This is a genomic window from Nicoletella semolina (assembly GCF_004345745.1).
GTDB lineage: Bacteria > Pseudomonadota > Gammaproteobacteria > Enterobacterales > Pasteurellaceae > Nicoletella > Nicoletella semolina.
Genome location: NZ_SLXJ01000010.1, coordinates 1 through 24861, shown reverse-complemented (window position 1 = coordinate 24861; position 24861 = coordinate 1). Strand labels below are relative to the sequence as shown.

General features: G+C 38.3%; 25 protein-coding genes. 1 reads left to right on the top strand and 24 read right to left on the bottom strand.

What is annotated here, in order from left to right:
• Positions 1 to 2: 2 nt before the first annotated feature.
• Entirely contained in the window at positions 3 to 827 is an 825-nt protein-coding gene (gene dapF, locus EV693_RS06950) for a diaminopimelate epimerase (protein WP_132501644.1), read from the top strand.
• A 58-nt stretch (positions 828 to 885) separates the two neighbouring features.
• Here dapF and rbsK read toward each other — a convergent pair whose 3' ends face one another.
• The 24 genes from rbsK to mnmG form a co-directional block, all read right to left on the bottom strand.
• Entirely contained in the window at positions 886 to 1815 is a 930-nt protein-coding gene (rbsK, locus tag EV693_RS06945) for a ribokinase (RefSeq protein ID WP_132501643.1), read from the bottom strand.
• A gap of 57 nt (positions 1816 to 1872) precedes the next feature.
• Positions 1873 to 2745, bottom strand: a complete 873-nt coding sequence (gene rbsB, locus EV693_RS06940; protein WP_132501642.1) for a ribose ABC transporter substrate-binding protein RbsB — start codon at positions 2743 to 2745, stop codon at positions 1873 to 1875.
• 65 nt (positions 2746 to 2810) lie between these two features.
• Positions 2811 to 3758, bottom strand: coding sequence for a ribose ABC transporter permease (gene rbsC / locus EV693_RS06935; protein ID WP_132501641.1), 948 nt, complete (start codon positions 3756 to 3758; stop codon positions 2811 to 2813).
• A gap of 80 nt (positions 3759 to 3838) precedes the next feature.
• Positions 3839 to 5320 (bottom strand): ribose ABC transporter ATP-binding protein RbsA, encoded by a 1482-nt coding sequence (gene rbsA / locus EV693_RS06930; protein ID WP_132501640.1) that lies wholly within the window; start codon positions 5318 to 5320, stop codon positions 3839 to 3841.
• A 64-nt stretch (positions 5321 to 5384) separates the two neighbouring features.
• Complete coding sequence (gene rbsD / locus EV693_RS06925; protein WP_132501639.1) at positions 5385 to 5804, bottom strand: D-ribose pyranase; 420 nt, start codon at positions 5802 to 5804, stop codon at positions 5385 to 5387.
• A 111-nt stretch (positions 5805 to 5915) separates the two neighbouring features.
• A complete protein-coding gene (locus tag EV693_RS06920; protein WP_132501638.1) occupies positions 5916 to 6905 on the bottom strand; it encodes a substrate-binding domain-containing protein in 990 nt (329 codons plus the stop codon).
• 48 nt (positions 6906 to 6953) lie between these two features.
• Complete coding sequence (locus tag EV693_RS06915) at positions 6954 to 7607, bottom strand: HAD family hydrolase (protein WP_132501637.1); 654 nt, start codon at positions 7605 to 7607, stop codon at positions 6954 to 6956.
• Entirely contained in the window at positions 7604 to 8596 is a 993-nt protein-coding gene (locus EV693_RS06910; protein WP_132501636.1) for an ABC transporter ATP-binding protein, read from the bottom strand. The genes EV693_RS06915 and EV693_RS06910 overlap by 4 nt, the downstream gene beginning before the upstream one ends.
• Positions 8596 to 9393 carry an ABC transporter permease gene (locus EV693_RS06905; protein WP_132501635.1) on the bottom strand — a complete coding sequence of 266 codons (798 nt, stop codon included), beginning with the start codon at positions 9391 to 9393 and terminating at the stop codon, positions 8596 to 8598. The genes EV693_RS06910 and EV693_RS06905 overlap by 1 nt, the downstream gene beginning before the upstream one ends.
• A 4-nt stretch (positions 9394 to 9397) precedes the next feature.
• The gene (locus EV693_RS06900; RefSeq protein WP_132501634.1) at positions 9398 to 10234 is read right to left on the bottom strand and encodes an ABC transporter permease; all 837 of its coding nucleotides are present in this window, start codon (positions 10232 to 10234) and stop codon (positions 9398 to 9400) included.
• 17 nt (positions 10235 to 10251) lie between these two features.
• On the bottom strand, positions 10252 to 11049 hold the full coding sequence (locus EV693_RS06895; protein WP_132501633.1) for an alkaline phosphatase family protein: 798 nt from the start codon (positions 11047 to 11049) through the stop codon (positions 10252 to 10254).
• A gap of 11 nt (positions 11050 to 11060) precedes the next feature.
• Complete coding sequence (locus EV693_RS06890; protein WP_132501632.1) at positions 11061 to 12131, bottom strand: ABC transporter substrate-binding protein; 1071 nt, start codon at positions 12129 to 12131, stop codon at positions 11061 to 11063.
• 270 nt (positions 12132 to 12401) lie between these two features.
• A complete protein-coding gene (locus EV693_RS06885) occupies positions 12402 to 12821 on the bottom strand; it encodes a F0F1 ATP synthase subunit epsilon (RefSeq protein ID WP_132501631.1) in 420 nt (139 codons plus the stop codon).
• A gap of 57 nt (positions 12822 to 12878) precedes the next feature.
• Positions 12879 to 14252, bottom strand: a complete 1374-nt coding sequence (gene atpD / locus EV693_RS06880) for a F0F1 ATP synthase subunit beta (RefSeq protein WP_132501630.1) — start codon at positions 14250 to 14252, stop codon at positions 12879 to 12881.
• A gap of 20 nt (positions 14253 to 14272) precedes the next feature.
• A complete protein-coding gene (gene atpG / locus EV693_RS06875; protein WP_132501629.1) occupies positions 14273 to 15139 on the bottom strand; it encodes a F0F1 ATP synthase subunit gamma in 867 nt (288 codons plus the stop codon).
• Positions 15140 to 15162: 23 nt separating this feature from the next.
• Complete coding sequence (gene atpA, locus EV693_RS06870) at positions 15163 to 16704, bottom strand: F0F1 ATP synthase subunit alpha (RefSeq protein ID WP_132501628.1); 1542 nt, start codon at positions 16702 to 16704, stop codon at positions 15163 to 15165.
• 12 nt (positions 16705 to 16716) lie between these two features.
• A complete protein-coding gene (gene atpH, locus EV693_RS06865; protein WP_132501627.1) occupies positions 16717 to 17250 on the bottom strand; it encodes a F0F1 ATP synthase subunit delta in 534 nt (177 codons plus the stop codon).
• A 13-nt stretch (positions 17251 to 17263) separates the two neighbouring features.
• Entirely contained in the window at positions 17264 to 17734 is a 471-nt protein-coding gene (gene atpF, locus EV693_RS06860) for a F0F1 ATP synthase subunit B (protein WP_132501626.1), read from the bottom strand.
• Between the two features lie 65 nt (positions 17735 to 17799).
• The gene (atpE, locus tag EV693_RS06855) at positions 17800 to 18054 is read right to left on the bottom strand and encodes a F0F1 ATP synthase subunit C (protein ID WP_132501625.1); all 255 of its coding nucleotides are present in this window, start codon (positions 18052 to 18054) and stop codon (positions 17800 to 17802) included.
• 108 nt (positions 18055 to 18162) lie between these two features.
• A complete protein-coding gene (atpB, locus tag EV693_RS06850) occupies positions 18163 to 18954 on the bottom strand; it encodes a F0F1 ATP synthase subunit A (RefSeq protein ID WP_132501624.1) in 792 nt (263 codons plus the stop codon).
• Positions 18955 to 18983: 29 nt separating this feature from the next.
• A complete protein-coding gene (locus tag EV693_RS09770; protein WP_132501623.1) occupies positions 18984 to 19364 on the bottom strand; it encodes an ATP synthase subunit I in 381 nt (126 codons plus the stop codon).
• A 343-nt stretch (positions 19365 to 19707) separates the two neighbouring features.
• Positions 19708 to 21360: a peptide ABC transporter substrate-binding protein gene (locus EV693_RS06840; RefSeq protein ID WP_132501622.1), complete on the bottom strand. Its 1653-nt coding sequence runs from the start codon at positions 21358 to 21360 to the stop codon at positions 19708 to 19710.
• Positions 21361 to 21566: 206 nt separating this feature from the next.
• Positions 21567 to 22196: a 16S rRNA (guanine(527)-N(7))-methyltransferase RsmG gene (gene rsmG / locus EV693_RS06835; protein ID WP_132501621.1), complete on the bottom strand. Its 630-nt coding sequence runs from the start codon at positions 22194 to 22196 to the stop codon at positions 21567 to 21569.
• Between the two features lie 165 nt (positions 22197 to 22361).
• Complete coding sequence (gene mnmG / locus EV693_RS06830; RefSeq protein WP_132501620.1) at positions 22362 to 24251, bottom strand: tRNA uridine-5-carboxymethylaminomethyl(34) synthesis enzyme MnmG; 1890 nt, start codon at positions 24249 to 24251, stop codon at positions 22362 to 22364.
• Positions 24252 to 24861 lie beyond the last annotated feature (610 nt).

Genomic DNA, 24861 nt, shown 5'->3' with positions numbered 1-24861 from the left:
GTATGCAATTTTCAAAAATGCACGGACTCGGTAACGATTTTATGGTCATTGATGGTGTTACTCAAAACGTCTATCTAACCAGTGAAATTATTCGTAAATTAGCAGATCGTCATCGAGGTGTGGGCTTTGATCAACTTTTATTAGTTGAACCGCCATACGATCCAGAACTTGATTTCCATTACCGCATTTTTAACGCTGACGGCAGCGAAGTGGCTCAATGTGGCAATGGGGCTCGTTGCTTTGCTCGCTTTGTTAAACTAAAAGGGCTTACCAATAAAGAACACATTCAAGTCAGTACTAATAAAGGCAAAATGGTACTAAGCCTTAAAGAAAACGAACAAATTCAGGTCAATATGGGCATACCCATTTGGCAACCTAGCGAGATTCCTTTTACTGCCAATAAATTTGAAAAAAATTATATTTTACGCACCGATCTACAAACCGTTTTTTGTGGCGTAGTCTCAATGGGAAATCCGCACTGCGTGCTGCAAGTGGAAGATATAAAAACCGCAAAAGTCCAAGAGCTAGGCACATTACTTGAAAGCCACGAACGTTTTCCTGAACGAGCCAATATCGGATTTATGCAAGTGATCAACCGCCACCATATCAAACTGCGTGTTTTTGAACGAGGTGCAGGAGAGACTCAAGCGTGCGGCAGCGGTGCGTGTGGGGCTGTTGCAGTCGGTATTATGCAAGGTATACTAGATAGCAATGTTCAAGTTGATTTACTAGGTGGCACATTGCATATCCATTGGAAAGGCGAGAACACCCCTCTCTTTATGACAGGCGATGCCACCCACGTTTACGACGGTTTTATTAAGTTGTAATCCTTTATTTTCAGATACAAGCGTTGAGTAGGGCGGATATTTTTGCAAGCTAATCCACTTAATGATGACATTTGCTTAAAAATTCACCTACTTCTGCAAGATAAGGAATTGAGCTTTGAGCCCCTTTTCGAGTAACTGAAATTGCAGCAGCTGCGTGAGCAAAGCGAATCGCTTGATTTAGCGTTTTTTGCTCCATCAATGCACTAATCAACGCCCCATTAAAGGTATCGCCTGCGGCGGTCGTATCCTTTGCTTCCACTTTAAAGCCAGCTATAATTTCACCCGCTTGATTATCTTTTTGACTCACATACACACCTCTTTCACCAAGCGTGATGAGCACTAATTCAATACCAAATTGATGAAAGGCTTGTGCTGCCTGATACGCGGTCTGTTCATCAACAATTTTTACCCCTGTCAATATTTCCGCTTCCGTTTCATTCGGCGTAATCATATCCACCAACGCCAATAACTCCTTGGGTAACGGCTTGGCAGGAGCTGGATTTAAAACCACCTTTGTCCCTGTCTCTTTTGCAAATTTTGCCGCCAAACTGACCGCTGGCAATGGCGTTTCCAATTGCATCAGCAAATAATCCGCTTCAGCGATCAACGCCTTGTGCTGCAGCACTCTCGTTTCATCAAGACTCGCATTCGCACCTGCAGAAATCACAATGCTATTTTCTCCAGAGTCTGCAACTTGAATCATCGCCAACCCTGTATTTTGCCCTGCAATAACCGCAATCCCTTGAGTATTAATCTTCTCATTAGCAAAGCTATTTTTCATCGTCTGACCAATATCATCTTCGCCAATAGCTCCAATAAATGAAACTTCCGTCCCCAGCCGAGCAGCCGCAACGGCTTGATTTGCCCCTTTTCCGCCAAACGCCTGATGGTAATCATAGCCTGTGAGCGTTTCACCTGCTTGGGGAAATTGAGGAATATGAATAACGTGATCAACATTAATGCTGCCTAACACACAAAGTTTTTTCATTATTTACCCCTTAGTCATCAATCCCCTTTTATAAAAGAGGATTGAATAACAGCAAACTTATTGTGAAATGACTTTTAACGGCACAGGAATGGTCGCTTCCACTTTTTCCCCTTTAAGCAGCTTATCCGCCGTAACAACCCCTAACTCCCCAATTTTCTCAGGTTGCTGTGCAATCGTTGCGGCTAATTTCCCTCTTTTTACCGCTTTGACTGCATCGTCTGTGCCGTCAAATCCAACGACAACAACGTCTTTACCTGAAGCTTGAATCGCACGCAACGCCCCTAACGCCATTTCATCATTTTGTGCAAATACCGCTTTTACCTCGCGTTGATTGGTCAGTAAATTTTCCATCACATTCAAGCCTTTAATTCGGTCAAAATCTGCAGGCTGGCTAGCTAAAAGCTCAAACTGGTTTGCGGCTACCGCTTGTTTAAACCCCTCTCCACGCTCACGAGCAGCCGATGTGCCAGCAATACCTTCAAGTTGAATAACTTTTGCATTTTTTCCCACTTTTTGAGCAATAAAATCGCCTGCCATTTTGCCGCCAGCTACATTATCAGACGCAATATGACTGACCACCTCGCCCTTATTCGCACCACGGTCAAGGGTAATCACAGGAATATTTTTCTTGTTCGCCATTGCCACTGCATTCCCTACCGCATCGGAATCCGTTGGATTAATTAATAGAACTTTCGCCCCACGCACGGTTAAATCTTCAATATTCGCAAGTTCTTTCGCAGGGTCATTTTGCGAATCCAATACCACCAATTTATACCCCAATTCTTGTGCTTTTTTCTCTGCACCTTCCTTTAAGGTAACAAAAAATGGATTGTCTAGCGTTGAAATCGCTAATGCGAGAGTTTCTTGAGCCATTGCTTTCGCAGAAAAAGCGAGACCTAAAGCAAGACTAAGGGTTGTTAATTTTTTCATAAAAATTCCTTTGAAATGAGATAAAAAACAGAGAGAACAATAACATTAACTAAATAAAACGATCATTAAGCGTGCTTACGCCCAATAACATTATCAACAATCACCGCCGTCAATATCACCAACGCCTTTGCGACCAGTTGGTAGTAAGAGTCAATATCTAATAAATTCAAGGCATTACTGAGAAAACCAATAATCAATGCCCCAATCAATGTGCCGAAGATACGTCCTTTACCGCCCATTAAGCTCGTCCCTCCCACGACTACGGCGGCAATAGCGTCCAATTCATAGCCTGTCCCTGCTGTCGGTTGTGCTGAACCTAAACGAGAGGTAACAATTAAGCCTGCGAGAGCTGCCAGAAAACCGCTCACCGCAAACACAAATAATTTCACTTTATTGACATTAATCCCAGATAACGCTGTTGCTGCCTCGTTTCCACCTAGTGCGTAAATATAACGCCCCACACGAGTTTGAGTCAGTAAAAACCAAGCGAGGATAAATAAACTCGCCGTGAGCCAAACAGGGATTGGCACACCTAAAAAAACGCCTGTGCCTAATTCTGCAAAGCTGTCAGCTTGTTCAGAAAAGCCTGTGCTGATCGGTCTTCCGTCCATATAAATCATGGTTACCCCTCGCAGTAGCAACATAGTGATAAGCGTTGCCATAAAGGCTTGCACCTTACCAAAAGCCACTAACGCACCATTAACTGCCCCTATCAACGCGCCAAAAAGCAACACCAATGGCACAACCAAATAAATAGATAAATCGAACCCAATTAACGTTGCAGCAACAGCGCCTGTCAAAGCCAGCACTGATCCCACAGAAAGATCAATGCCTGCGATTAAAATCACAAAGGTCATTCCAATCGCGATAATGGCATTGACTGATGTTTGGCGGAGAATATTAAGCAAATTATCGCTACTGAAAAAATGAGGGTTTAAACTTGAAACCACAGCAATCAGTACCAACAACGCAATGATAGACCGCTGTTCAATAAGCAATTTTTTTACATTCATAGTATTTCCTTTTAGTTACCCTATTGATAAGCGGTGAGTTTTCACAGAAATTTTGCAAAATTTTTCACACAACAGACCGCTTAATGTTGAATAGCTGCCGCAAGCAGTTTTTCCTGCGTGGCTTCCATACGACTAAACTCGCCATTAATCCGCCCTTCACGCATCACCACAATACGGTCTGACATTCCCAGCACCTCAGGCATATCAGAGGAAATCAACATAATACTTAACCCCTCGGATTTAAAACGGTTAATGAGCTGATAAATCTCTTTCTTTGCCCCAACATCAACGCCTCTGGTCGGTTCATCAAGAATCAACACACAAGGACGAGTCATTAATCCTTTGGCAATCGCCACTTTTTGCTGATTGCCACCAGAAAGTTCGCCAATGATTTTATGCATTGTGGGCGTTTTTATTGCAAATAAATCAATAAAATCCGCAACAGTCATCTGCTCTTTTTTCTGATCAATTCGCCCCCAATCTGACAGATAATCCAATGCGGTAAGCGACATATTTTCCTTGACCGACATACCTAAAATAAGCCCATCACCTTTTCTATCTTCAGAAATATACACAATGCCATTGGCTAAACCCTGCTGAGGCGTGGTATGATTCATTTTTTTACCGTGAAGATAAATCTCACCGCCTGTACGTCTTAATGCCCCATACAACACTTTTGCCAATTCTGTCCGCCCTGCTCCCATCAAACCTGAAAAACCAAGAATTTCCCCCGAATTAAGCATAAAACTGACATTATTGACGCCCTCGCCAGATAAGTTTTTCACCTCAAGCAATGGCGACTGATTTGACACTGCTTGATAAGGATACTGTTCATCTAACTTACGCCCAACCATCATCTCAATCAGCTGATCTTCATTCAAATCCACCACTGCTTTTTCGCCAATAAATTGCCCATCTCGCAGTACAGTAATGTCATCGCAAATGGTAAATATTTCGTTAATCCTATGCGAGATGTAGACAATGCCTCGTCCTTGTGATTTTAATTCTTTAATCACATCAAATAACGCTTCGGTCTCCTTATCTGTCAAGGCGTCAGTCGGTTCGTCCATCACGATCACTTTTGATTCAAAACTTAATGCTTTGGCGATTTCAACCATCTGTAATTCGCCAATCGACAACTCGCAGGCCAACCGCTTACTGCTGTATGAAATCCCTAATCGAGCCAACAAGCGGTCTGCTTCGGTGTACATTTTACGCCAATCTATCGCTCCCCAAGAGTGCGTAAATTCTCGACCTAAAAAGATATTTTCCGCAATGGATAAATTGCCCAGAATATTCAATTCTTGATGAATAATGCTCAATCCAGATTCCTGAGAGGCTTTAGGATTGGCAAAATTAACCTCATTCCCTAGATACTCAATCGTGCCTGCGTCTCGCTGATAAATCCCTGTTAAGATTTTCATCAAAGTTGATTTGCCCGCACCATTTTCGCCCATCAACGCCATCACTCGCCCAGCATAAACATTCAAGCAGGCATTTTTTAACGCTTGCACACCAAAGAACGCTTTATCTATCCCTTTAATTTTTAATAACGTCTCCATATCAGCCTCTTTACTCTCTGCCTCTATTGCATTATTTTTGCAAAATTATCATTGATTTAGACCGCTAGAACGGTACACCAGAATAGAGAATCACATTAGCATAAGGCGAACACTCCCCTGTCCGCACAACTGCTTTAGCCTGACTGCTTTGTAACTTAAATTCACTATGTGGCAAATATTCCACTGAAATAACCTTACCCTGCTGCTGGCTAATATTTGCAATAAGTTGTAACAAGCGTTCTTCAACTTGGGGATTATTACGCTTTATTTCGTCCGCCAGCACAATTTTTTCCACAAATAGTTCGCTTAACACCGCTTCAACAGTGGATAAAAAGTTAGGAATATTTCTGGTTAAAGCTAAATCCACACATTGCTGCTCTAATGGAATAGGCAATCCTGCATCACAAATCGTCAGCCCATCGGTATGCCCCATTGTGGCAATGACTTGGGAAAGTTGAGCATTTAAAATCGTCGTTTTTTTCATTTAAACTCTTCCGTGACCAGTCTATCGAAACGTTTCGATGATAATAAAAAAACAAAGCATAAAAAACAAACAGATTTTATTGAAAATGTGATCTACTTCGCAAAATAACGATTAAAAAGATTTTCGATGAACCAATTCAGGGGTGAGTAAGATATGTTCCACTTTCTTGGTTGGATTATGAATGCGAGCAAGTAATTGCTGTACCGCATTTTTCGCCAGCCTCGCTTTAGGTTGGTGAATAGTCGATAGTGGCGGAGAAAGATACTGGGCAAGCTCAATATTATCATAGCCGATAACGGCAATGTCTTGCGGAATACGCAGCCCTGCTTGCCAAATGGCTTGATAAACACCTATCGCAATGCTATCACTCATCGCAAAAATGGCTCTAGGTTTGTGAGACAGCTGCAACAAGGCTTGCATTCCTTGTACTCCCCCCTCGTAGTGAAAATGACTTTCAACGATCCATTCTGGATTGAGTTGCAAATTTTGCTCCAATATCGCCCACTTGTACCCTGCCAAACGATTCGCAGCGTGCGGTTTTGTTAGCTCGCCTGTAATCACTGCAATTTCAGTATAACCTGCATCAATCAGCGATTTTGTAGCAATATAACCACCCAATTCTGAATTTTCGTGAACAATATCGGCTGTTAGTGGCTGCTGCCACCAATCAATGACCACCGTCGGCAAACTGATTTCGGCTAATATTTTAGTCGAAAAATCTTGCGGTTCACTACACATCAATAGCAACCCATCAACTTGTTTAAGCAATAAACGCCCAAGGTGTTTCTCAAGATTTTCGATGTTGGCTTCGGTATTCACTAAAATGAGATGATAATTATGTCGCTCACAATAACGCTCAACGTGCCTCACCACTTCTGCAAAAAAAGGATTATTGCTGGCTGTCACCAGCATTCCGATCGTTTTGGTTTGTTTAATTTTAAGGCTACGAGCAACGAGTGAAGGTTTGTAATTTAATTCTTCGATGACCTTTTGTACTCGCAGAGTAATCTCTTCGCTCACAAAACGAGATTGATTCACAACGTGAGAAACGGTAGAAAGGGATACGCCTGCAAGACGTGCAATATCCTTCATTGTAGGCATGTAATACAAACTATCCAAAAAGACTTTTAGCCATTATAGCATATATTATTAGTGCCAATATAAAATTGGCCACCCCGAATGTTCTGCAACAGTGCGTAGCATTTCATCAGGATTAACGACTTTAGGATAAGCCACTTCATTTAATAATGGAAGGTCATTACAAGAATCTGAATAAAAGGTCGCAGTGCGAATTAATCCTTCATATTCATTTCCTAAGTAATCTTTTAAGCGTTCCACTTTTCCTTGCTGATAACTTAATACACCGATTGTTTTACCGGTATAACAACCATCAACTACCTCCGTTTGAACAGCGATCACCTCTTGGATTACCAACTTTTTAGCTATGGCGGTAACAATAAAGTCTGCAGTAGCAGAAATAATGATTAAACGCCGATTGGCTTGCTTATAATCGTTTATTTTTTCCAACGCCTGTGGATAAAAACGAGAAGAGATATATTTATCCACAAAATGAGCAACATAATCCGCAAGTTTCTGTTGAGATAAAGCTCGCAGTGGTGTGAGGGTAAATGCCATATATTCAGACATTGACATTTTGCCCGATGAATATTTTTGCATTATGGCTCTTTCTTGCGATAAAAATGCGTTATCTACTAAACCTACTTCGAGCATAAAAGCACTCCACAAAGAAGCACTGTCACCGTTAATCAAGGTCTCATCTAGATCAAAAAGTACAATACTCATTCTAAATTCCTTATTTGCTCTTCTTCTATGTGAATACGCACAAGTGTACCGAGTGGAAAGAAATGCTCTCTTGATAAATTAAGCTTATCAACAACCAGATCAACCTCATTTACTCGCACTTTATAGCGAATAATATTACCCAACAGATTTCGCTCAATAATTACTCCCTCTCCCTGCTCCATATCATTTTGTAAACTAATTGATTCTGGACGAATTGCAATATCTGTCTGTATATTTCTTCCTAGCAATTTTGACGCATCAGTGCGATTCAAAATATTATAATTTCCGATAAAACTGGCACTAAAGCGATTTCTAGGTGCTAAATATAAGGTTTCTGCATCACAAGCCTGCTCTATTTTCCCTTGATTCATTAACACAATACGATCTGACATCATTAGTGCTTCTTCTTGATCGTGCGTGACAAAAATGGTGGTTAAATTAAGTTCTTGCTGGATATGACGTATTTGTTGGCGTAAATGTTTACGAATCCTCGCATCAAGTGCAGATAAAGGTTCATCTAGCAATAATAAATCTGGCTGTATAACTAATGAACGGGCTAATGCAACCCGTTGAGATTGCCCTCCTGATAATTGTTGTGGGTAGCGATCCCGATATTTTTCTAATTCAACTAATTCTAGAATATTACTGACACGTGATTTAATTTCTTTAGCATTCACTTTACGCATTTTCAATCCAAATGCGACGTTCTCATAAACCGTCATATTTGGAAAGAGTGCATAACTTTGAAATACCATTGCAATATTTCGTTTTTGAGGGGAAGAATAGGTTATCTCTTTTTCATTTAATAAAATCTGACCACTGTCAATTTCCGTTAAACCTGCTATACAGCGTAACAAGGTTGATTTACCACAACCACTCGGTCCTAATAAGGTAACAAACTCACCTTTAGAGGCGTAAAAGCAAATATTTTCAAAAATTGTATTTTCTGTGTATTTTTTGGTTAGATTAAGTACATTTAAATAAGACATTAATTTTTCCTTTTATCTCGACTTAGCGTATTTGCTAATAATGCAAAAATTAGAATGAGTAGAAAATAAGACACGACCAATGCACTCGAGTAGTGTCCACTACGATGCCTTATGTTGTATAAATAAACTTGTAATGTCTCGTATTGTCCACCCACCAACATATTAGCAAACAGAAACTCACCAATTAGGAATGAAAATGCGAGAAAAATAGCAGATAACATCCCATTTCTTAAATTAGGCAGAATAATTAACCATACCGCTTGAAATGTATTGGCTCCCAACAAATGTGCAGTATCCACCAAATCACGCAAATTTATCGCTGTTAAATTATTTTCAATTGCTCGATAAATAAAAGGCAAAGCAATAATAAAATAACAACCAATGAGAATCCACGGCGTACCTGTTATTGCAAGCGGTTCATCTGAATAAATTTGTAGCAAACCAACAGACACTACCACTGGAGGCACCGCAAAAGGCAAAACAACCACAACATTCATCAAAGATTTTAATTTAGGGAAGTAATAATGGATAACAAAAATAACAGGGAAAGTGAAAATAAGGGTTATGAATAATGTAGCTAGACAAATCCACAAAGATCGTATCAGAGAATCTAAAAAACGTTCATCTGTCCAAAGGGAAACATACCAATCGAAAGTGGGTCCTTCAGGTAAAAGTGAAACGCCCCAACTGGTAGAAAAGGAATAAACAATCGTAGCCAACATTGGTGCAACTAAAATTAGCATTATTAATGCCAACACAAGATAATGATAGAGTTGTTCTATTTTGATTTTCCGCATTTTATTATGTCTTATTTTGATAATGATAACGTTTATTTAAGAGGCGGTGAATTAATGTAATAAAAAACATTAAACACACTAAGAAAATGGATAACGCACTGGCTAAATAAGGATTAAGGAAAATATCTCCAGAGACTAAAGTTCCTATGCGTATTGGAATAATATTAAAATTACCGCTTGTTAAAGCATAAATCGTAGCATATGCACCAATCGCATTGGCAAACAAAATAACAAATGTGCCTAATAACGCAGGCATTAAAACAGGTAGCATAATTCGCCACCAATATGAAATAATATTCGCACCTAATAAAGCTGAAGCCTCTTGCCACTCTTTTTTTATAGCTTCAAATGCAGGGTATAACAGCATTATGGCTAATGGGATTTGAAAATAGGTATAAATGATAATAATCCCAGATTTGGAATAGATATCGATTGCTTCAAACTGATAATGGCGTAGTAATAAATTAAGTGTGCCATTTGCACCTAGTAAAATAATAAAAGCAAATGCCAAAGGAATGCCTGAAAAATTACTCGTCATACTATTAAATGACAAAATAAAATTGCCAATTCTTGAAGGACGCAATACACTTAAGGAATGAGTAGCAAATAAAGCAATAATTAATCCAAAAAGGCTAGACCAAAAAGAAATCTCAATAGAGTAGCGAATCGCTTGTAAATAAAACGAAGAATTTAAAATCTCTATAAAATTTGCAATGCCCCAAACTCCCTCTTCTGTTTGAAAACTATTTAATACAATCCAACTCAAAGGAACGATCTGAAAAGCAAAGAAAAAAAATAAAAATGGTAATGTTAATAATGCTGCAAACCATTTCCCTTTCATATATTTACCTAATTTTCTTACTTTAATAACTCAGCACAAAATGGCTTATCATGATCAACGCCCAAAATCTGACAAATAGTACCGCAAATTTGTGTTTGTAAAATTTCCGTATCTAACAAACTAAATACCTCACCAAACACATAAAAAGGCACCCTTGCCTCAGTTTCTGAATCTGCTCGATGATTACCATCATTATTCATACCATGATCAGCGGTTACAATCACTTGATATCCCTCATCCAACCATTTTGGCAAACAGATTGATAACAAATTATCCGCATTTCGTGCAGCTTCTCTATATTGTCTGCTATCTTGTCCATACTTATGTCCTATATCATCAATATTCATCGAATGAAATAAGATAAAATCAGGCTGGTGATAGTGACGAAGGCTATCTCCATCAGCAAATAAATGAGAATCAGGGTAATGATCCTCATAATAAAAATGCCCATATTGAATAGGTAAATCTGCGTTGTAAGTATGGCGATCCCTAACAGGTTCAAACGGAGCATTGTTATATAATTCACTCACCCAATAATAAGCTGCCGCTGCTGTCGTTAAACCTTTAGCACGAGCATAATGAAAAATACTTTGTTGATTCGATAAGCGAACAACCCCATTGTTCACTACACCGCTTTCAATTGGAGCAACCCCTGTTAGCAGACATTCATATAACGGTCTTGAAAGTGCTGGCAACTCGCTACTCACACGATAAAGCTTACCAATATTACGCTGACATAAAGCCTGCAAGTATCCCATTGTTTGTAATGCTGTCGTGTAGTTTAGTCCATCTAAAATAACAAGGATTGCTTTCATAATTAACTCACCTATTTCATATTAATAATGACTTTTTCTTGCCATAGACGCGGAAGCTGTTTTGAAGATTCCTCCCACGCTTTTGCATCTTTTATTGGACGGGCGTTTTTGTATTGCTCAGCTGGCAGCAATTTTTCTAGCACATCTTTCGGCAAGTCTATTTTCTCTGCACGTATTGGGCGAGCATAACCACGTGCTAGATTAATTTGTCCTTGATCAGAGAAGATGTATTCACGAGCTAATTTTGCTGCATTTTGATTTTTCGCATATTTATTGATAATAGTAGTATAACCTGAAATCACACTGCCATCAGATGGAATCAATACATCAAAACGCTTAGGATCAATCTTGTCGCGATAATTTAATCCATTGAAATCCCACACTACTGCAACATCAATTTCACCTTTTTCTAGATTGGCAATATTTGGATCAACCATTCCCAAACGTCCTTGCTTAGCTAGTTTGGCAAAAAAATCCAAAGCCGGAGTTAAATCTTTTTCATCTCCACCGAAGGCATAGTTTGCAGCTAGAACACCATTCACAGCCTGAGCAGCAACACTCACATCACCAACTGTAACTTTATACTTACCCGTTAATAAATCACTCCAACTACGAGGATTCTCTTTCACAGTATCTTTATTGATGATAAATGCAATAGTGCCGGTGTAGGCTAGCATCCAATGCCCATCAGCATCTTTAGCCCAATCTGGTACATCATTCCAGTAACTTGTTTTATATGCTTGTGTAACACCTTTTTTTACCGCAATCGGTCCAAAAGAAATACCTACATCACCAATATCTGCTGTCGCATTCTTTTTCTCTGCTTCAAACTTGGCAATCTCTTGTGCTGAACTCATATCTGTATCGGTATGCTTCAAGCCATATTTTTGCTCTAATTGTGTCCAAGTATCTTTCCAATTTGCCCAAGTATCAGGCATTCCAATACTATTGATCACGCCCTCTTTTCTTGCTGCATCTTCTAATTGCTGTAAATTAGTATTCGCATAAGCAGAAGAAATACTCAACGCGAGTGTGATACATAAAATAGCAATCCTTTTTCTATTCAGGTATATTGAGTGCATAGATCTCTCCTCTAGGTTTATCTTGACTATCTCCATACTGAAGATGTGCGTAATATAACAATCAAATATTGCAAAATGATGACAAATTGCTAGCAATCTAAAAATAGTGCAAGAAAGAAATGTAAGCTAAGCAGAGGGAATAATACGCTGCAAAATCCTATTCAAAAACAACCGCTTGTTTATGCGTTAAATAAGACGAAGATTGAAAATTTAAAGAGGGATTGATGGGAATAGAAAAAACGCTTTAACTTATAGTCAAAGCGTTTTCGTTTAGTGCTTGCTGGCTAATTTTGCTTTAGTGAGTTCATAAACTCGTAATTTTGCAATCTCTCTTGCTAATTTGGCACTCAGATCTGCATCAGTATTTTTACTGAGCGTTTCTTCCGCTTGACGCTTCGCAGCCAAAATTCGCTGTTCGTCTAATTCATCACCACGAATTGCAGTATCCGCAAGAACGGTAACCGTTTTGGGTTGAACTTCTAAAAAACCACCTGATACATAGATAAATTCTTCTTTATCATCTGCAAGCGTAAATTTTACCATACCAGGTTTAATTGCCGTCAGCAAAGGTGTATGTCCAGCATACACACCTAGCTCACCATCAATCCCTGATACTCGAATACTCTTTACTTGACCATCAAAGATTTTATTTTCTGCACTAACAACCACTAGTTGAAATTGAGATGCCATTTTGTTCTCCTTATCAAATTGTCAATAACCGAGAAAAATCTCGGCTATAGGGAACAATTACAGCTTGTTCGCTCTTTCAATCACTTCGTCAATTGAACCTGCCATATAGAACGCTTGTTCTGGAATATGGTCATATTCACCTTCTAAAATACCTTTGAAACCACGAATTGTGTCTTTAAGTGAAACGAATTTACCTGGTACACCATTAAAAACTTCTGCAACGTGGAAAGGCTGAGAAAGGTAACGCTCAATTTTACGAGCTCTTGATACCACGAGTTTGTCCTCTTCAGACAATTCGTCCATACCTAAAATTGCAATAATATCTTTTAACTCTTTATAACGTTGAAGCGTCTTTTGTACGCCACGAGCAACATTATAATGCTCTTCTCCCACAACAAGAGGGTCAAGCTGACGTGAAGTTGAATCAAGTGGATCAATCGCAGGATAGATACCTAATGATGCAATTTGACGACTTAATACAACCGTTGAATCTAAGTGAGCAAAGGTTGTCGCTGGAGATGGGTCTGTTAAGTCATCAGCAGGAACGTACACGGCTTGAACAGAAGTAATAGATCCTGTTTTAGTTGAAGTAATACGCTCTTGAAGCACACCCATTTCCTCTGCAAGTGTCGGCTGATAACCTACCGCTGATGGCATACGTCCTAACAATGCAGAAACCTCTGTCCCTGCAAGAGTGTAACGATAAATATTATCCACAAAGAATAATACATCACGCCCTTCATCACGGAATTTTTCTGCCATTGTTAAACCCGTTAATGCGACACGCAGACGATTGCCTGGTGGTTCATTCATTTGACCATAAACGAGAGAAACTTTATCAAGTACGTTAGAATCTTTCATTTCGTGATAGAAATCGTTTCCTTCACGAGTACGTTCACCAACTCCAGCAAAAACTGAGTAACCAGAGTGTTCGATTGCAATATTACGGATCAACTCCATCATATTCACAGTTTTACCTACACCAGCCCCACCAAACAGACCAACTTTCCCCCCTTTTGCAAATGGAGCAATTAGGTCAATAACCTTAATCCCTGTTTCAAGAAGCTCTGTACTGTTTGCTTGTTCTTCATAACTTGGTGCAGCACGGTGAATAGCCCAACGTTCTTCCTCACCAATATCACCTACTTCATCAATTGGCTCACCTAACACATTCATTATGCGACCAAGTGTTTTTTCACCAACAGGGACTTCAATCGCTTTCCCTGTATTTTCAACATTTAAGCCACGTTTTAAACCATCTGATGTCCCCAATGCGATACAACGCACTAAGCCACCACCTAACTGTTGTTGAACTTCAAGTGTTAATCCTGATTCAACTTTTAATGCATCATAAACTTTTGGTACTGCATCTTGCGGAAACTCAACGTCGATGACTGCACCGATAATCTGTACAATTTTTCCAGTTGTCATTACCGTTCCTCTATTCTGTGTTAAATTGCTGCAGCACCTGCAACAATTTCATTTAATTCATTCGTAATACTTGCCTGACGAGCTTTGTTATACACCAACTGCAATTCATCAATTAAATTACCTGCATTATCAGTTGCTGCTTTCATTGCTACCATTCGGGCTGCCTGTTCGGACGCAAGATTCTCAACAATTGCTTGATAAACTTGAGATTCAATATAGCGTACTAATAAACTATCTAATAAAACCTGAGGATTAGGTTCATACTCATAATCCCAAGTGTTATTTGAATCTAAATCATCATTATCAAGCTCTTTTAAAGGAAGCAGTTGTTGAACCATTGGCTTTTGCGACATTGTATTGACGAAATTATTGTAAACAATATAGATTTCATCAACCTCTTCTTCACGATAAGCTTTAACCATACCGTTTATCACACCAACTAAATCTTCCATTAAAGGGGTATCGCCTAAACCTGAAACCTGAGCATTAACTTCTACACCCATATTTTGGAAAAATGAAATTGCTTTATTTCCAATCAAATTCAGACGAACACTCACACCTTTCTGTTTTTGTGAATTTAATTCATTTAATACCGATTTAAATAAATTCACATTTAAACCGCCACACAAACCTCTATCTGTAGACACGACAAGATATCCTACTTTTTTAGTGGTTCGAGGCGTTAAAAAAGGGTGTTGATAACCAATTTTTCCTTTGGCAATATGGCTGATTACCTTGCGAATAGTTTCGGAATAAGGGCGAGACGTAACCATACGTTCCTGTGTTTTCCGCATTTTTGACGCGGCAACCATCTCCATCGCTTTAGTAATTTTCTGAGTATTACGAACACTCGCAATTTTGGTTCTTATCTCTTTAGCACCTGCCATATTATTTCTCCGCTAAAGTAGCATTACCACGCACTATTCTTTTTAAAACTACTTAAAATTTCAGTTAATTTTTCTTTGATTGAATCATTGAAATCACCTGAAACTGAAAGCTCATTCATAAAGTCTGCATAATGAGCATTTGCATACTCTAAAAGAGCAGCTTCAAAAGAACCGATACGTTCAACAGCAACATCGTCTAAAAAGCCAAATTCGGCCGCAGCCAAAACCAAGCCTAATTGAGCAACAGACATTGGTGCATATTGTTTCTGTTTCAGTAATTCAGTTACTTTCTGACCGTGTGAAAGCTGCTTGCGTGTTGCATCATCTAAATCTGAAGCAAACTGAGCAAATGCGGCTAGTTCACGATATTGTGCAAGAGCAGTACGAATACCACCTGACATTTTTTTCACTAATTTCGTTTGAGCAGAACTCCCCACTCGAGAAACCGAAATACCTGGGTTTACCGCAGGACGAATACCTGCATTAAATAATCCAGACTCTAAGAAAATCTGACCATCTGTAATTGAAATCACGTTTGTCGGAACGAACGCTGAAACGTCCCCAGCTTGTGTTTCAATAATTGGTAAAGCCGTTAAAGAACCTGTTTTTCCTTTTACTTCACCTTTAGTGAAACGTTCAACATAATCCACATTGACACGAGAAGCACGCTCAAGTAAGCGAGAATGAAGATAAAATACATCACCTGGGAAAGCTTCACGACCTGGTGGACGGCGTAATAAAAGTGAAATTTGACGATAAGCGACCGCTTGCTTAGATAAGTCATCATATACAATTAGAGCATCTTCACCACGATCACGGAAATATTCTCCCATTGCACACCCTGCATAAGGTGCAAGATATTGCAACGCTGCAGATTCTGATGCAGAAGCAACAACCACGATAGTATTTTGTAACGCACCGTGTTCTTCTAATTTACGCACTACATTTGAAATAGTTGAAGCTTTTTGCCCAATTGCCACATAGATACATTTAATCCCAGAATCACGCTGATTGATAATTGCATCTATCGCAAGAGCCGTTTTACCCGTTTGACGGTCGCCGATAATCAACTCACGCTGACCACGACCAATTGGCACCATTGAATCCACCGCTTTATAGCCTGTTTGAACAGGCTGATCAACCGATTGGCGATCAATAACGCCTGGAGCAATTACCTCAATTGGTGAAAAACCATCATTAACTATTTCACCTTTACCATCAATTGGTTCGCCTAATGTATTAACGACGCGACCAAGCAAACCACGACCAACTGGTACTTCTAAAATACGACCAGTACATTTTACTTCCATCCCCTCGGCAAGGTCTGTATACGGTCCCATTACGACTGCACCAACCGAATCTCTTTCTAAGTTAAGTGCAATAGCATAACGATTATTTAGTAATGCAATCATCTCACCTTGCATTACATCAGATAATCCGTGAATACGAATAATTCCATCACTTACCGAAACAATTGTTCCAGTGCTTTGAGCATCGCTCATCACATTAAACTGGGCAATTCGCTTTTTAATCAGTTCACTAATTTCTGTAGAATTTAGTTGCATTTTATATTCCTCTTATAAGCCCAACTCTCGGCTTAAACGATTTAGTTGCCCTCTACTACTACCATCAATTACAGTATCATCGTAACGAATAATAATCCCTGCAAGTAGCGAATTATCAACACGAGAAATCAGACGGACTTGTCTATTAAGACGCTTTTCCATTGCTTCCACGACTTTTGCTTTTTGAGCTTCACTGAGTTCTGCTGCAGAAACAACCTCAATTTCTTTTGTTGATTCATAAGCAAAACGAAATTCATTAAATGCTTTCAAGACAAAAGGCAAAACGGATAAACGCTTATTTTCCGCCATTACACGAATAAAATTCTGACCGTATTGATCAAGCTCTTCATTGCCAATTTTGCAAAAAAAGTCAGCGATTTGACCGCTTGCAAGTTGAGAATTAATTAATTCTGCAACCTGCTCATTTTCAGCAACAGCAACCGAAAACTGTAACATTTCTTGCCATTTATCTAACTGACCATTTTCTAAAGCAAAATCAAACGCTGCTTTAGCATAGGGGCGAGCGACTGTAGTAAATTCTGACATAGGCCCCTCTTAATTACAATTCTGCAACGAGCTTATCGATAATATCGTTATTCGCTGCACTATCAACCGAACGCCCAACAATTTTCTCCGCACCCGCTACCGCTAATGCAGCAACTTTTTGGCGAAGTTCTTCTTGGACACGCTTACGCTCATTCTCAACTTCAGCATAACCCTGTGAAATAATTTTAGCTCGTTCGACCTCCGCTTCAGCTTGAACAGAATCTAAAATCTCATTACGGCGTTTTGTGGCTAAATCAATGATGTGTTGAGCTTCTTCACGAGCTTTAGCTAACTCTTGATCAACCAAAATTTTCGTATCGGCTTGTTCTTGCAAGGCTTTTTCAGCACCAGCAAGTGCATTAGCAATATTTGCCTGACGTTCTTCAATTGCTTTAATAATTGGTGGCCATACATACTTCATACAGAACGCTACAAATAGAGCGAACGCAATGAGCTGACCAATTAATGTTGCATTTAAATTCACAACGACCTCCTCAAAGTTGGACTTATCACCCTAAACGAGTGATGTTCTGTTTTTACCCAACTTGATTAGCCTAATAAAGCAATGAATGGGTTTGCGAAAATAAAGAGTAGTGCAATACCTACCGCAATCATAGAGATCGCATCTAAAAGACCTGCAACGATAAACATTTTAATTTGAAGGCTTGATGCCAATTCAGGCTGACGAGCAGAAGCTTCTAAGAATTTACCACCAAGTAATGCAAAACCAATTGCAGTACCAAATGCTGCTAAAGCTAAAAGGATTACAGAACCGAAAATCGTTGCAGTAATAATGTTTTCCATAAAAATTCTCCTGTTAAATGGAAAGATAAAAAAATAAAGAAAAATAAAAAATAATAAGGTCTTTGCAAAAATTTTCTAAAAAATCACCGCTCACACCTCATTGGAAACTTAATGTTCAGCTTTGTTATAGCCCATACTTAAGTAAACAATCGTCAGCATCATAAAAATGAATGCTTGTAAAGTAATCACAAGAATATGGAAAATAGCCCAAATTAAATGCAAAGGCACCCCCAATACTTGTGGCACAATACTATCAGCCATATACATTACAGCAATTAAAATAAAAATTAATTCACCTGCGTACATATTACCAAATAATCGGAACGCCAATGAAATTGGCTTTGCTATTAAGGTAACAACTTCAAGTAAAAAATTCACTGGAATAAATGCCCAATGATTAAATGGGTGTAATGTATATTCTTTTGCAAATCCTGTTAAACCTTTCGATTTAATGGTATAAAAAATGATAAGTCCAAATACACCAATAGAAAGCCCTAATGTTGTACTGATATCTGCTGTAGGCACCGCTCGCAAGTAATCAATTCCCAATAACGCAGCAAATTGAGGAGGATAATCCACTGGAATGAGGTCAAACGCATTCATCAAGAAAACCCAACAAAATACAGTAAGTGCTAATGGTGCAACCACGCCTCGAGGACCGTGGAAATTATCTTTCACCATTCCATCAACCCATTCAACCACAATTTCAACAAAACATTGGAATTTACCAGGAATACCACTAGTCGCTTTTTTTGCAACACGATAAAAGAAAAATAAAAAAATCCCACCTGCTAGTAGTGAGAAGAAGAGGCTATCTAAATGTACATTCCAAAAACCATCACCTGTTTTCAAGAATGCCAAATGATGGCTGATATAATCTGCCGTAGTTTGACCTGCCATATATTATCCTTTAATAAATAAAAAAATTGTTACCTTTTTATCTTATTTTCCCTTGAAATGATCAATATCGGCAATACCGTATTACATAGCAATGAAAAAAAATAACCTGCAAAAAAACTAATAAAATCAACCGTCTGATAAAGTGTAAACACTAAAATAAACAGAACAATCGTGGTCGCCCATTTCAGTAATTCACTTTGATACAATACTTTTGCACTATTTGTGGTCTTTGAGCTACCATTCTTTTGGCTACTTGCAATATTCTTTCGAAAAAATACAAAAAAAACCGATAAAACAAAAGGAAAAAAACTGCCCATTGAGCCAATAAAAAAACTAATACTTAGCTTAATACTTATCCCTATCAAAACTAACGCAATCGCTAAAATTAACATCGTTTCAATAAGTAACACAAGTCGATACTGTCGCTTTGCATTTGTTATAACCGCAGACAAATATCCTCCAAGTCAATCCTATATCTAATCAGTAATAAAACTAAAATGACTAGATTTTAACCACTATATAAAATATACATAGATACATCGGAATTATACGTAATCGTTCGTCAGTTTCAAGCCAAAAGCCCTTTAAAAATTTGAAGTTACCGACATTTTTGTGATTTTTTCCTCATTTTTTGCAAAAAAACAGCAAATCGCTCAACATAGTTCAAAAAAACAAAATAATAAAAATGTTAGCAGATAAAAAATGAGAGATAATTTTACCTCTCATTTTTGTTATGATTCTCCTTATTTCAGATTAATATTTCTCTAAATACCAATCTTTAAAGCGGAATTGGGATTGGGGATCTTTTCCCTCATACCCTTTTAGGTACGGGCGTTTTAAAGAAACTCCAATGGGACTATAAAGAGAGATCATAGGGTGAAGCGAAATGAGTCTTTCTTCTGCTTGAGCGTAAATATTTCTACGTTCTTCATCTGTTTTTGCCTTGTATGATGATTTCACTAATTCATCATATTTTTCATCTTTAAAACCAATATCATTAAATGTACTATTCGAAAGGAAATAGTTCAGGTAAGTGGTTGCCTCATTATAATCTGCCCCCCAAGCAGCCCATACCATATCAAACTTACCTTCACTTCGTGTACCTAAATAAGTTTTCCACTCTTGGTTACGTAATGTTACTTTAACTATACCTTGGAGGTTTTTCTTCCACATAGAATCTACCGCAACCATAATATTTTTTAAGCTCTCATTTTTGTAGTAAAGTAATTCAAATTCAAGTGGTTTCTGTTTACTATAACCTGCTTCTTTAAGCAATCTAATCGCTTCTTTGTTACGTTCTTCCTGTGTCCAGCTAGCAAAATCAGGATCTTTGAATTTTTCTGCACCATTGATGATTTTAGGCGTAAATAAATAAGCCGCTTTCTCACCTCTTCCCAATACATTTTTTGCCAAAATATCACGATCTACAGCTAAACTTAATGCTTTACGCACACGGACATCTTTGAAATGATCACGCTGTAAATTTATTTGTAAGGTTGAATTGGTTAATCTTTGATTAACGAGCATATGACTAGGATACTCTTCTTTTAGCTTCTTATACATCACTGAAGGGACTCCAGCTAAAACTAAATCATTTGCCCTATAACGGTTAACCGCATTTTCACTCGTAATCATCAATATTTCTGCCTTATCAATGACTGTTTCTTTATCATTCCAATACATTGGATTACGCTTAAAGGTAATTTTCTCATTAACTACACGTTGATCAATTAAGTAAGCACCGTTCCCAACCATATTTTCAGGCGACACCCAACGTTCACCATATTTTTCAATGATTTTCTTGGGCGTTGGTGATAACACATAGTGTGTCAATAGGTCAGGGATATACGGAATTGAATGCGAAAGCGTTAGCACCAAAGTATGATCATCGATCGCCTTAATACCTAAACTCTCTACAGGTTTATCACCTTTGATAATCTCATCAGCATTGACTAATTTTAAAATACTTAAATAATCGGCATATTTGAACGCATTTTTTGGATCAATTAATCGTTGCCATGCATAAACAAAATCGTGAGCTGTTACCGCTTCACCATTAGACCATTTTGCCTCAGGGCGAATATGGAACGTCCATTGAGTATAATCATCATTATGCTCCCATTTATAAGCCAATGCTGGTACAACCTTACCATCAGGATCATTGACAAATAATCCTTCAAATAATTGACGAGCAATATCACCTTCAGGGCTTCCAGACATTCTTTGTGGATCAAGGGTTTCTGGCTCAGTTCCAGCGATAGCAACATACTGTCTTTCTGCTAATTGCACGCCTGCTGGCACTTTTGCAGCAAAGAGAGAACTTGATGTAAACACCATTGCAGAGGCAATGAGCGTTTTAATCCAAATTTGTTTGTTTGTTTGTTTGTTTGTTTGTTTGTCGAGCATATAATACCCCCTGTATATAAAATATAATATAGAGAAACAGTGCCACTTTATAAAATAAATTAGCATATTACCAGCATAAATATTCATTTTTGTGATATTTATCACATTTTTCTGTTATCTTTTTGTTAAATTTAATGCAAACAAGCGGTCTGTTTTTGTATAAACATTGCAAAACAGCAAAGAGCCACAAAAAGACCACAATTCAATTAATGTATTTCTTCATTATTTTTACGAAGAATGACTAAATGCCGTTCTCCAATCAGCTCTGGCACATCAAGCGAAATAACGTTACACAAACTTATCGGCTGTTGAATATGTTCAATTTCATCAGGCGAATAAATTCCTTTAAGAGCATAAAAACAACCTGTTTTGTTCGGCAAATGATAACACCATTCGACCATGTCATTTAACGAAGCAAATGCTCGGCTCAATATGCCGTCAAATTGGCTCTCGGTATATTCTTCTACTCGGCTTTGAATAGGTTCTACATTTTTTATCCCTAGCTGTAAAAGAACCTGTTGAATAAAGCGAATTCGCTTACCTAGGCTATCAAGTAGCACAAATTGCTTATCTGGATTGGCTATCGCTAATGGAATACCTGGTAACCCTGGTCCTGTACCGACATCAATAAACTTTTCCCCCACTAAATATGGGCTGACAACCAAACTATCCATAATATGTTTAACTAACATTTCATCAGGATTTCGCACTGAAGTCAGGTTGTACGCCTTGTTCCATTTATCCAATAAATTAACAAAATCAACCAGTTGATTTTTTTGCTGTTCACTTAAAACAAGATATGCCTGATTTAACAAGCGGTCTAGTTTTTTCTTCATTTTGTCAATTCCTCAACGTTTATATCTATTAGTAATTTTTTTACAAATAGCCATTCTTTTTGCAAAAAATTAGCCATTTTTGACCGCTTGCTATCAATCTATTGATAAACTAAACTCAGCCAACTAATTCATCAAGGCGGTTAAAAATAGTAAACATCAATTAAGTTATTCACCTCGCTTCAGCATTCCTTGCTTTTTCAATGCCACGAGTAAAATAGAAATTGCCGCAGGTGTAATCCCCGAAATGCGAGAGGCTTGCCCTATAGATACAGGACGATGTTGTAACAACTTAGCTCGCACTTCGTTAGAAAGACTATCGACCTTGTGATAATCAAACTCTGCTGGAATTAAGGTATTTTCGTGGCGTTTATGTCTCTCAATCTCTTGATACTGATGTTCTATATAGCCTTGATATTTGATCGCTATTTCGACCTGCTCTGCAGCTTCAAGATCCTCTAAAGCTGGCGAGAAAGGTTCAATTTGGGTTAATGCTTGATAGCTCACTTCAGGACGACGTAATAAATCCTCTCCACTCGCCTCACGAGCTAATGGACTATTTAATAACTGATTCACTTCATTCAAATTTGGCATTTGTAGGTGAGCCCAAATTTGCTTAAGTCTTGATCGTTCTCTTTCAATATTATCCATTTTTTGATTAAAACGAGACCAGCGAGCTTCATCAATTAAGCTCAATTTATGTGCGATAGGTGTTAGGCGACTATCGGCATTATCCTCACGCAGTAATAATCGATATTCTGCACGAGATGTAAATACACGGTAAGGTTCCTTTGTCCCTAGTGTGCAAAGATCATCAACCAACACGCCTATGTAGGCCTGATCACGAGTGGGATACCAAGGTTCTTTGCCTTGAACCTGTAATCCTGCATTTATACCTGCTAATAACCCTTGTGCTGCGGCTTCTTCATAACCCGTTGTACCGTTAATTTGCCCTGCAAAAAAGAGTCCATTTATTGTTTTCGTTTCAAGGGTTGGTTTGAGATCTCTTGGATCAAAATAATCATATTCAATTGCGTAACCTGGTTTGACTATTCGTGTATTTTCTAAGCCCTTCATTGAATTGACGATTCCCATTTGTACATCAAATGGCAAACTGGTCGAAATACCATTTGGATAAACTTCTATCGTAGTTAATCCTTCAGGTTCTAAGTAGATTTGATGACTATTGCGATCACTAAAACGCATAACCTTATCTTCGATTGATGGGCAATAACGTGGACCTATTCCCTCAATAACCCCCGTATACATTGGGCTACGATCGAGACTTCGACGAATTAAATCGTGAGTTTGCTCATTTGTGTGAGTGATATAACAAGGAATTTGGCGAGGATGTTGCTTTGCTGATCCCATAAAAGAAAAAACAGGCAGCACTTCATCACCTTGTTGTTTTGCTAATACTTCAAAATTAATGGTACGAGCGTCTAAACGTGGAGGTGTTCCCGTTTTAAGACGATCAACTCGCAAATTAAGATCACGCAATCTTTGTGCAAGAGTGGTTGCCGCTGGATCACCTGCTCGTCCACCTGTATAATTATCTAATCCAATATGGATTTTTCCCGCTAAGAACGTCCCTGCTGTAAGTATAATAGATCTAGCTTTAAATATTAGCCCCATTTTAGTTACAACACCTGTGGCTTGATTATTTTCAATGACAATATCTATGACTTCCTGTTGAAAAAGATCAAGATTAGGTTGATTTTCTAAAGCAGTACGCACAGCCTGACGATAAAGCACTCTATCTGCTTGTGCTCGTGTTGCACGAACTGCTGGACCTTTACTTGAATTTAGCGTTCTAAATTGAATACCTGCGTGATCAGTAGCTGTTGCCATCAAACCGCCCATTGCATCAATTTCTTTTACAAGATGTCCCTTTCCAATTCCACCTACTGCTGGATTGCAAGACATCTGTCCTAAAGTGTCAATATTATGTGTTAGTAATAAGGTTTTTAATCCCATTCTTGCAGGTGCAAGTGCTGCTTCTGTTCCTGCGTGTCCACCGCCGATAATAATAACGTCATAAATTTCACGGTAAATCATTGTTTGTTCTCTGTACTTAAGATCGTAAGGAACTTATTCTACCTTAAAAATGAGTATTTAATACAGGGAAAACGGCGATTTGTTTAGATCCTAATAATAGGATCGTTTATATATAGATCTTTTATTTTTATAATGATTAGGGATCCATTTTTATGTGGATAATTGATTTTTTGATAGATTATTCAATAGGTTGTATATATATGAGATGTGTATAGATCGTGGCTATATGTGCTGTTTTTGTTGTGGGTAACAAGACGAGTTATCCACAATTGCGCCTGGTCAATAAGTTATTATGAGTAAGATCTCAAGTTAATTACAGGTAATGATCTAACTTATCCACAGGATAAAAGCTAATTAAAGATCTTTTTATTGTTAGACTAGTTTTTATTCAAGTAAGCAATTCGTTTAGCTGTAATTCTGCGATGGTGTTGTTATTTTTGTTTAAAACTCAACCGCTAGTAGAGTTAAATAAATGCTGGTTGTATTTTTTATAATCGGTTATTCCTTTTTAATAAAAAAAATTGCAAAAATAGGTTGCATAGATTTTGAATTTACCTATAATGCACGGCACACAACGGCGCACTGTTGTGCTTGATGAGATTTGAGATAG

Coding starts and splice junctions, on each gene's coding strand:
- rbsC (WP_132501641.1), bottom strand. CDS start 3,758: ATGAATGTAAAAAAATTGCTTATTGAACAGCGGTCTATCATTGCGTTG.
- EV693_RS06840 (WP_132501622.1), bottom strand. CDS start 21,360: ATGCTCGACAAACAAACAAACAAACAAACAAACAAACAAATTTGGATT.
- EV693_RS06900 (WP_132501634.1), bottom strand. CDS start 10,234: ATGAAAGGGAAATGGTTTGCAGCATTATTAACATTACCATTTTTATTT.
- atpG (WP_132501629.1), bottom strand. CDS start 15,139: ATGGCAGGTGCTAAAGAGATAAGAACCAAAATTGCGAGTGTTCGTAAT.
- rbsD (WP_132501639.1), bottom strand. CDS start 5,804: ATGAAAAAAACGACGATTTTAAATGCTCAACTTTCCCAAGTCATTGCC.
- atpH (WP_132501627.1), bottom strand. CDS start 17,250: ATGTCAGAATTTACTACAGTCGCTCGCCCCTATGCTAAAGCAGCGTTT.
- dapF (WP_132501644.1), top strand. CDS start 3: ATGCAATTTTCAAAAATGCACGGACTCGGTAACGATTTTATGGTCATT.
- atpA (WP_132501628.1), bottom strand. CDS start 16,704: ATGCAACTAAATTCTACAGAAATTAGTGAACTGATTAAAAAGCGAATT.
- EV693_RS06920 (WP_132501638.1), bottom strand. CDS start 6,905: ATGCCTACAATGAAGGATATTGCACGTCTTGCAGGCGTATCCCTTTCT.
- EV693_RS06905 (WP_132501635.1), bottom strand. CDS start 9,393: ATGCGGAAAATCAAAATAGAACAACTCTATCATTATCTTGTGTTGGCA.
- rsmG (WP_132501621.1), bottom strand. CDS start 22,196: ATGAAGAAAAAACTAGACCGCTTGTTAAATCAGGCATATCTTGTTTTA.
- EV693_RS06895 (WP_132501633.1), bottom strand. CDS start 11,049: ATGAAAGCAATCCTTGTTATTTTAGATGGACTAAACTACACGACAGCA.
- EV693_RS06890 (WP_132501632.1), bottom strand. CDS start 12,131: ATGCACTCAATATACCTGAATAGAAAAAGGATTGCTATTTTATGTATC.
- EV693_RS06885 (WP_132501631.1), bottom strand. CDS start 12,821: ATGGCATCTCAATTTCAACTAGTGGTTGTTAGTGCAGAAAATAAAATC.
- mnmG (WP_132501620.1), bottom strand. CDS start 24,251: ATGATTTACCGTGAAATTTATGACGTTATTATTATCGGCGGTGGACAC.
- EV693_RS06915 (WP_132501637.1), bottom strand. CDS start 7,607: ATGAGTATTGTACTTTTTGATCTAGATGAGACCTTGATTAACGGTGAC.
- atpD (WP_132501630.1), bottom strand. CDS start 14,252: ATGACAACTGGAAAAATTGTACAGATTATCGGTGCAGTCATCGACGTT.
- rbsA (WP_132501640.1), bottom strand. CDS start 5,320: ATGGAGACGTTATTAAAAATTAAAGGGATAGATAAAGCGTTCTTTGGT.
- EV693_RS06910 (WP_132501636.1), bottom strand. CDS start 8,596: ATGTCTTATTTAAATGTACTTAATCTAACCAAAAAATACACAGAAAAT.
- atpE (WP_132501625.1), bottom strand. CDS start 18,054: ATGGAAAACATTATTACTGCAACGATTTTCGGTTCTGTAATCCTTTTA.
- atpB (WP_132501624.1), bottom strand. CDS start 18,954: ATGGCAGGTCAAACTACGGCAGATTATATCAGCCATCATTTGGCATTC.
- rbsK (WP_132501643.1), bottom strand. CDS start 1,815: ATGAAAAAACTTTGTGTGTTAGGCAGCATTAATGTTGATCACGTTATT.
- rbsB (WP_132501642.1), bottom strand. CDS start 2,745: ATGAAAAAATTAACAACCCTTAGTCTTGCTTTAGGTCTCGCTTTTTCT.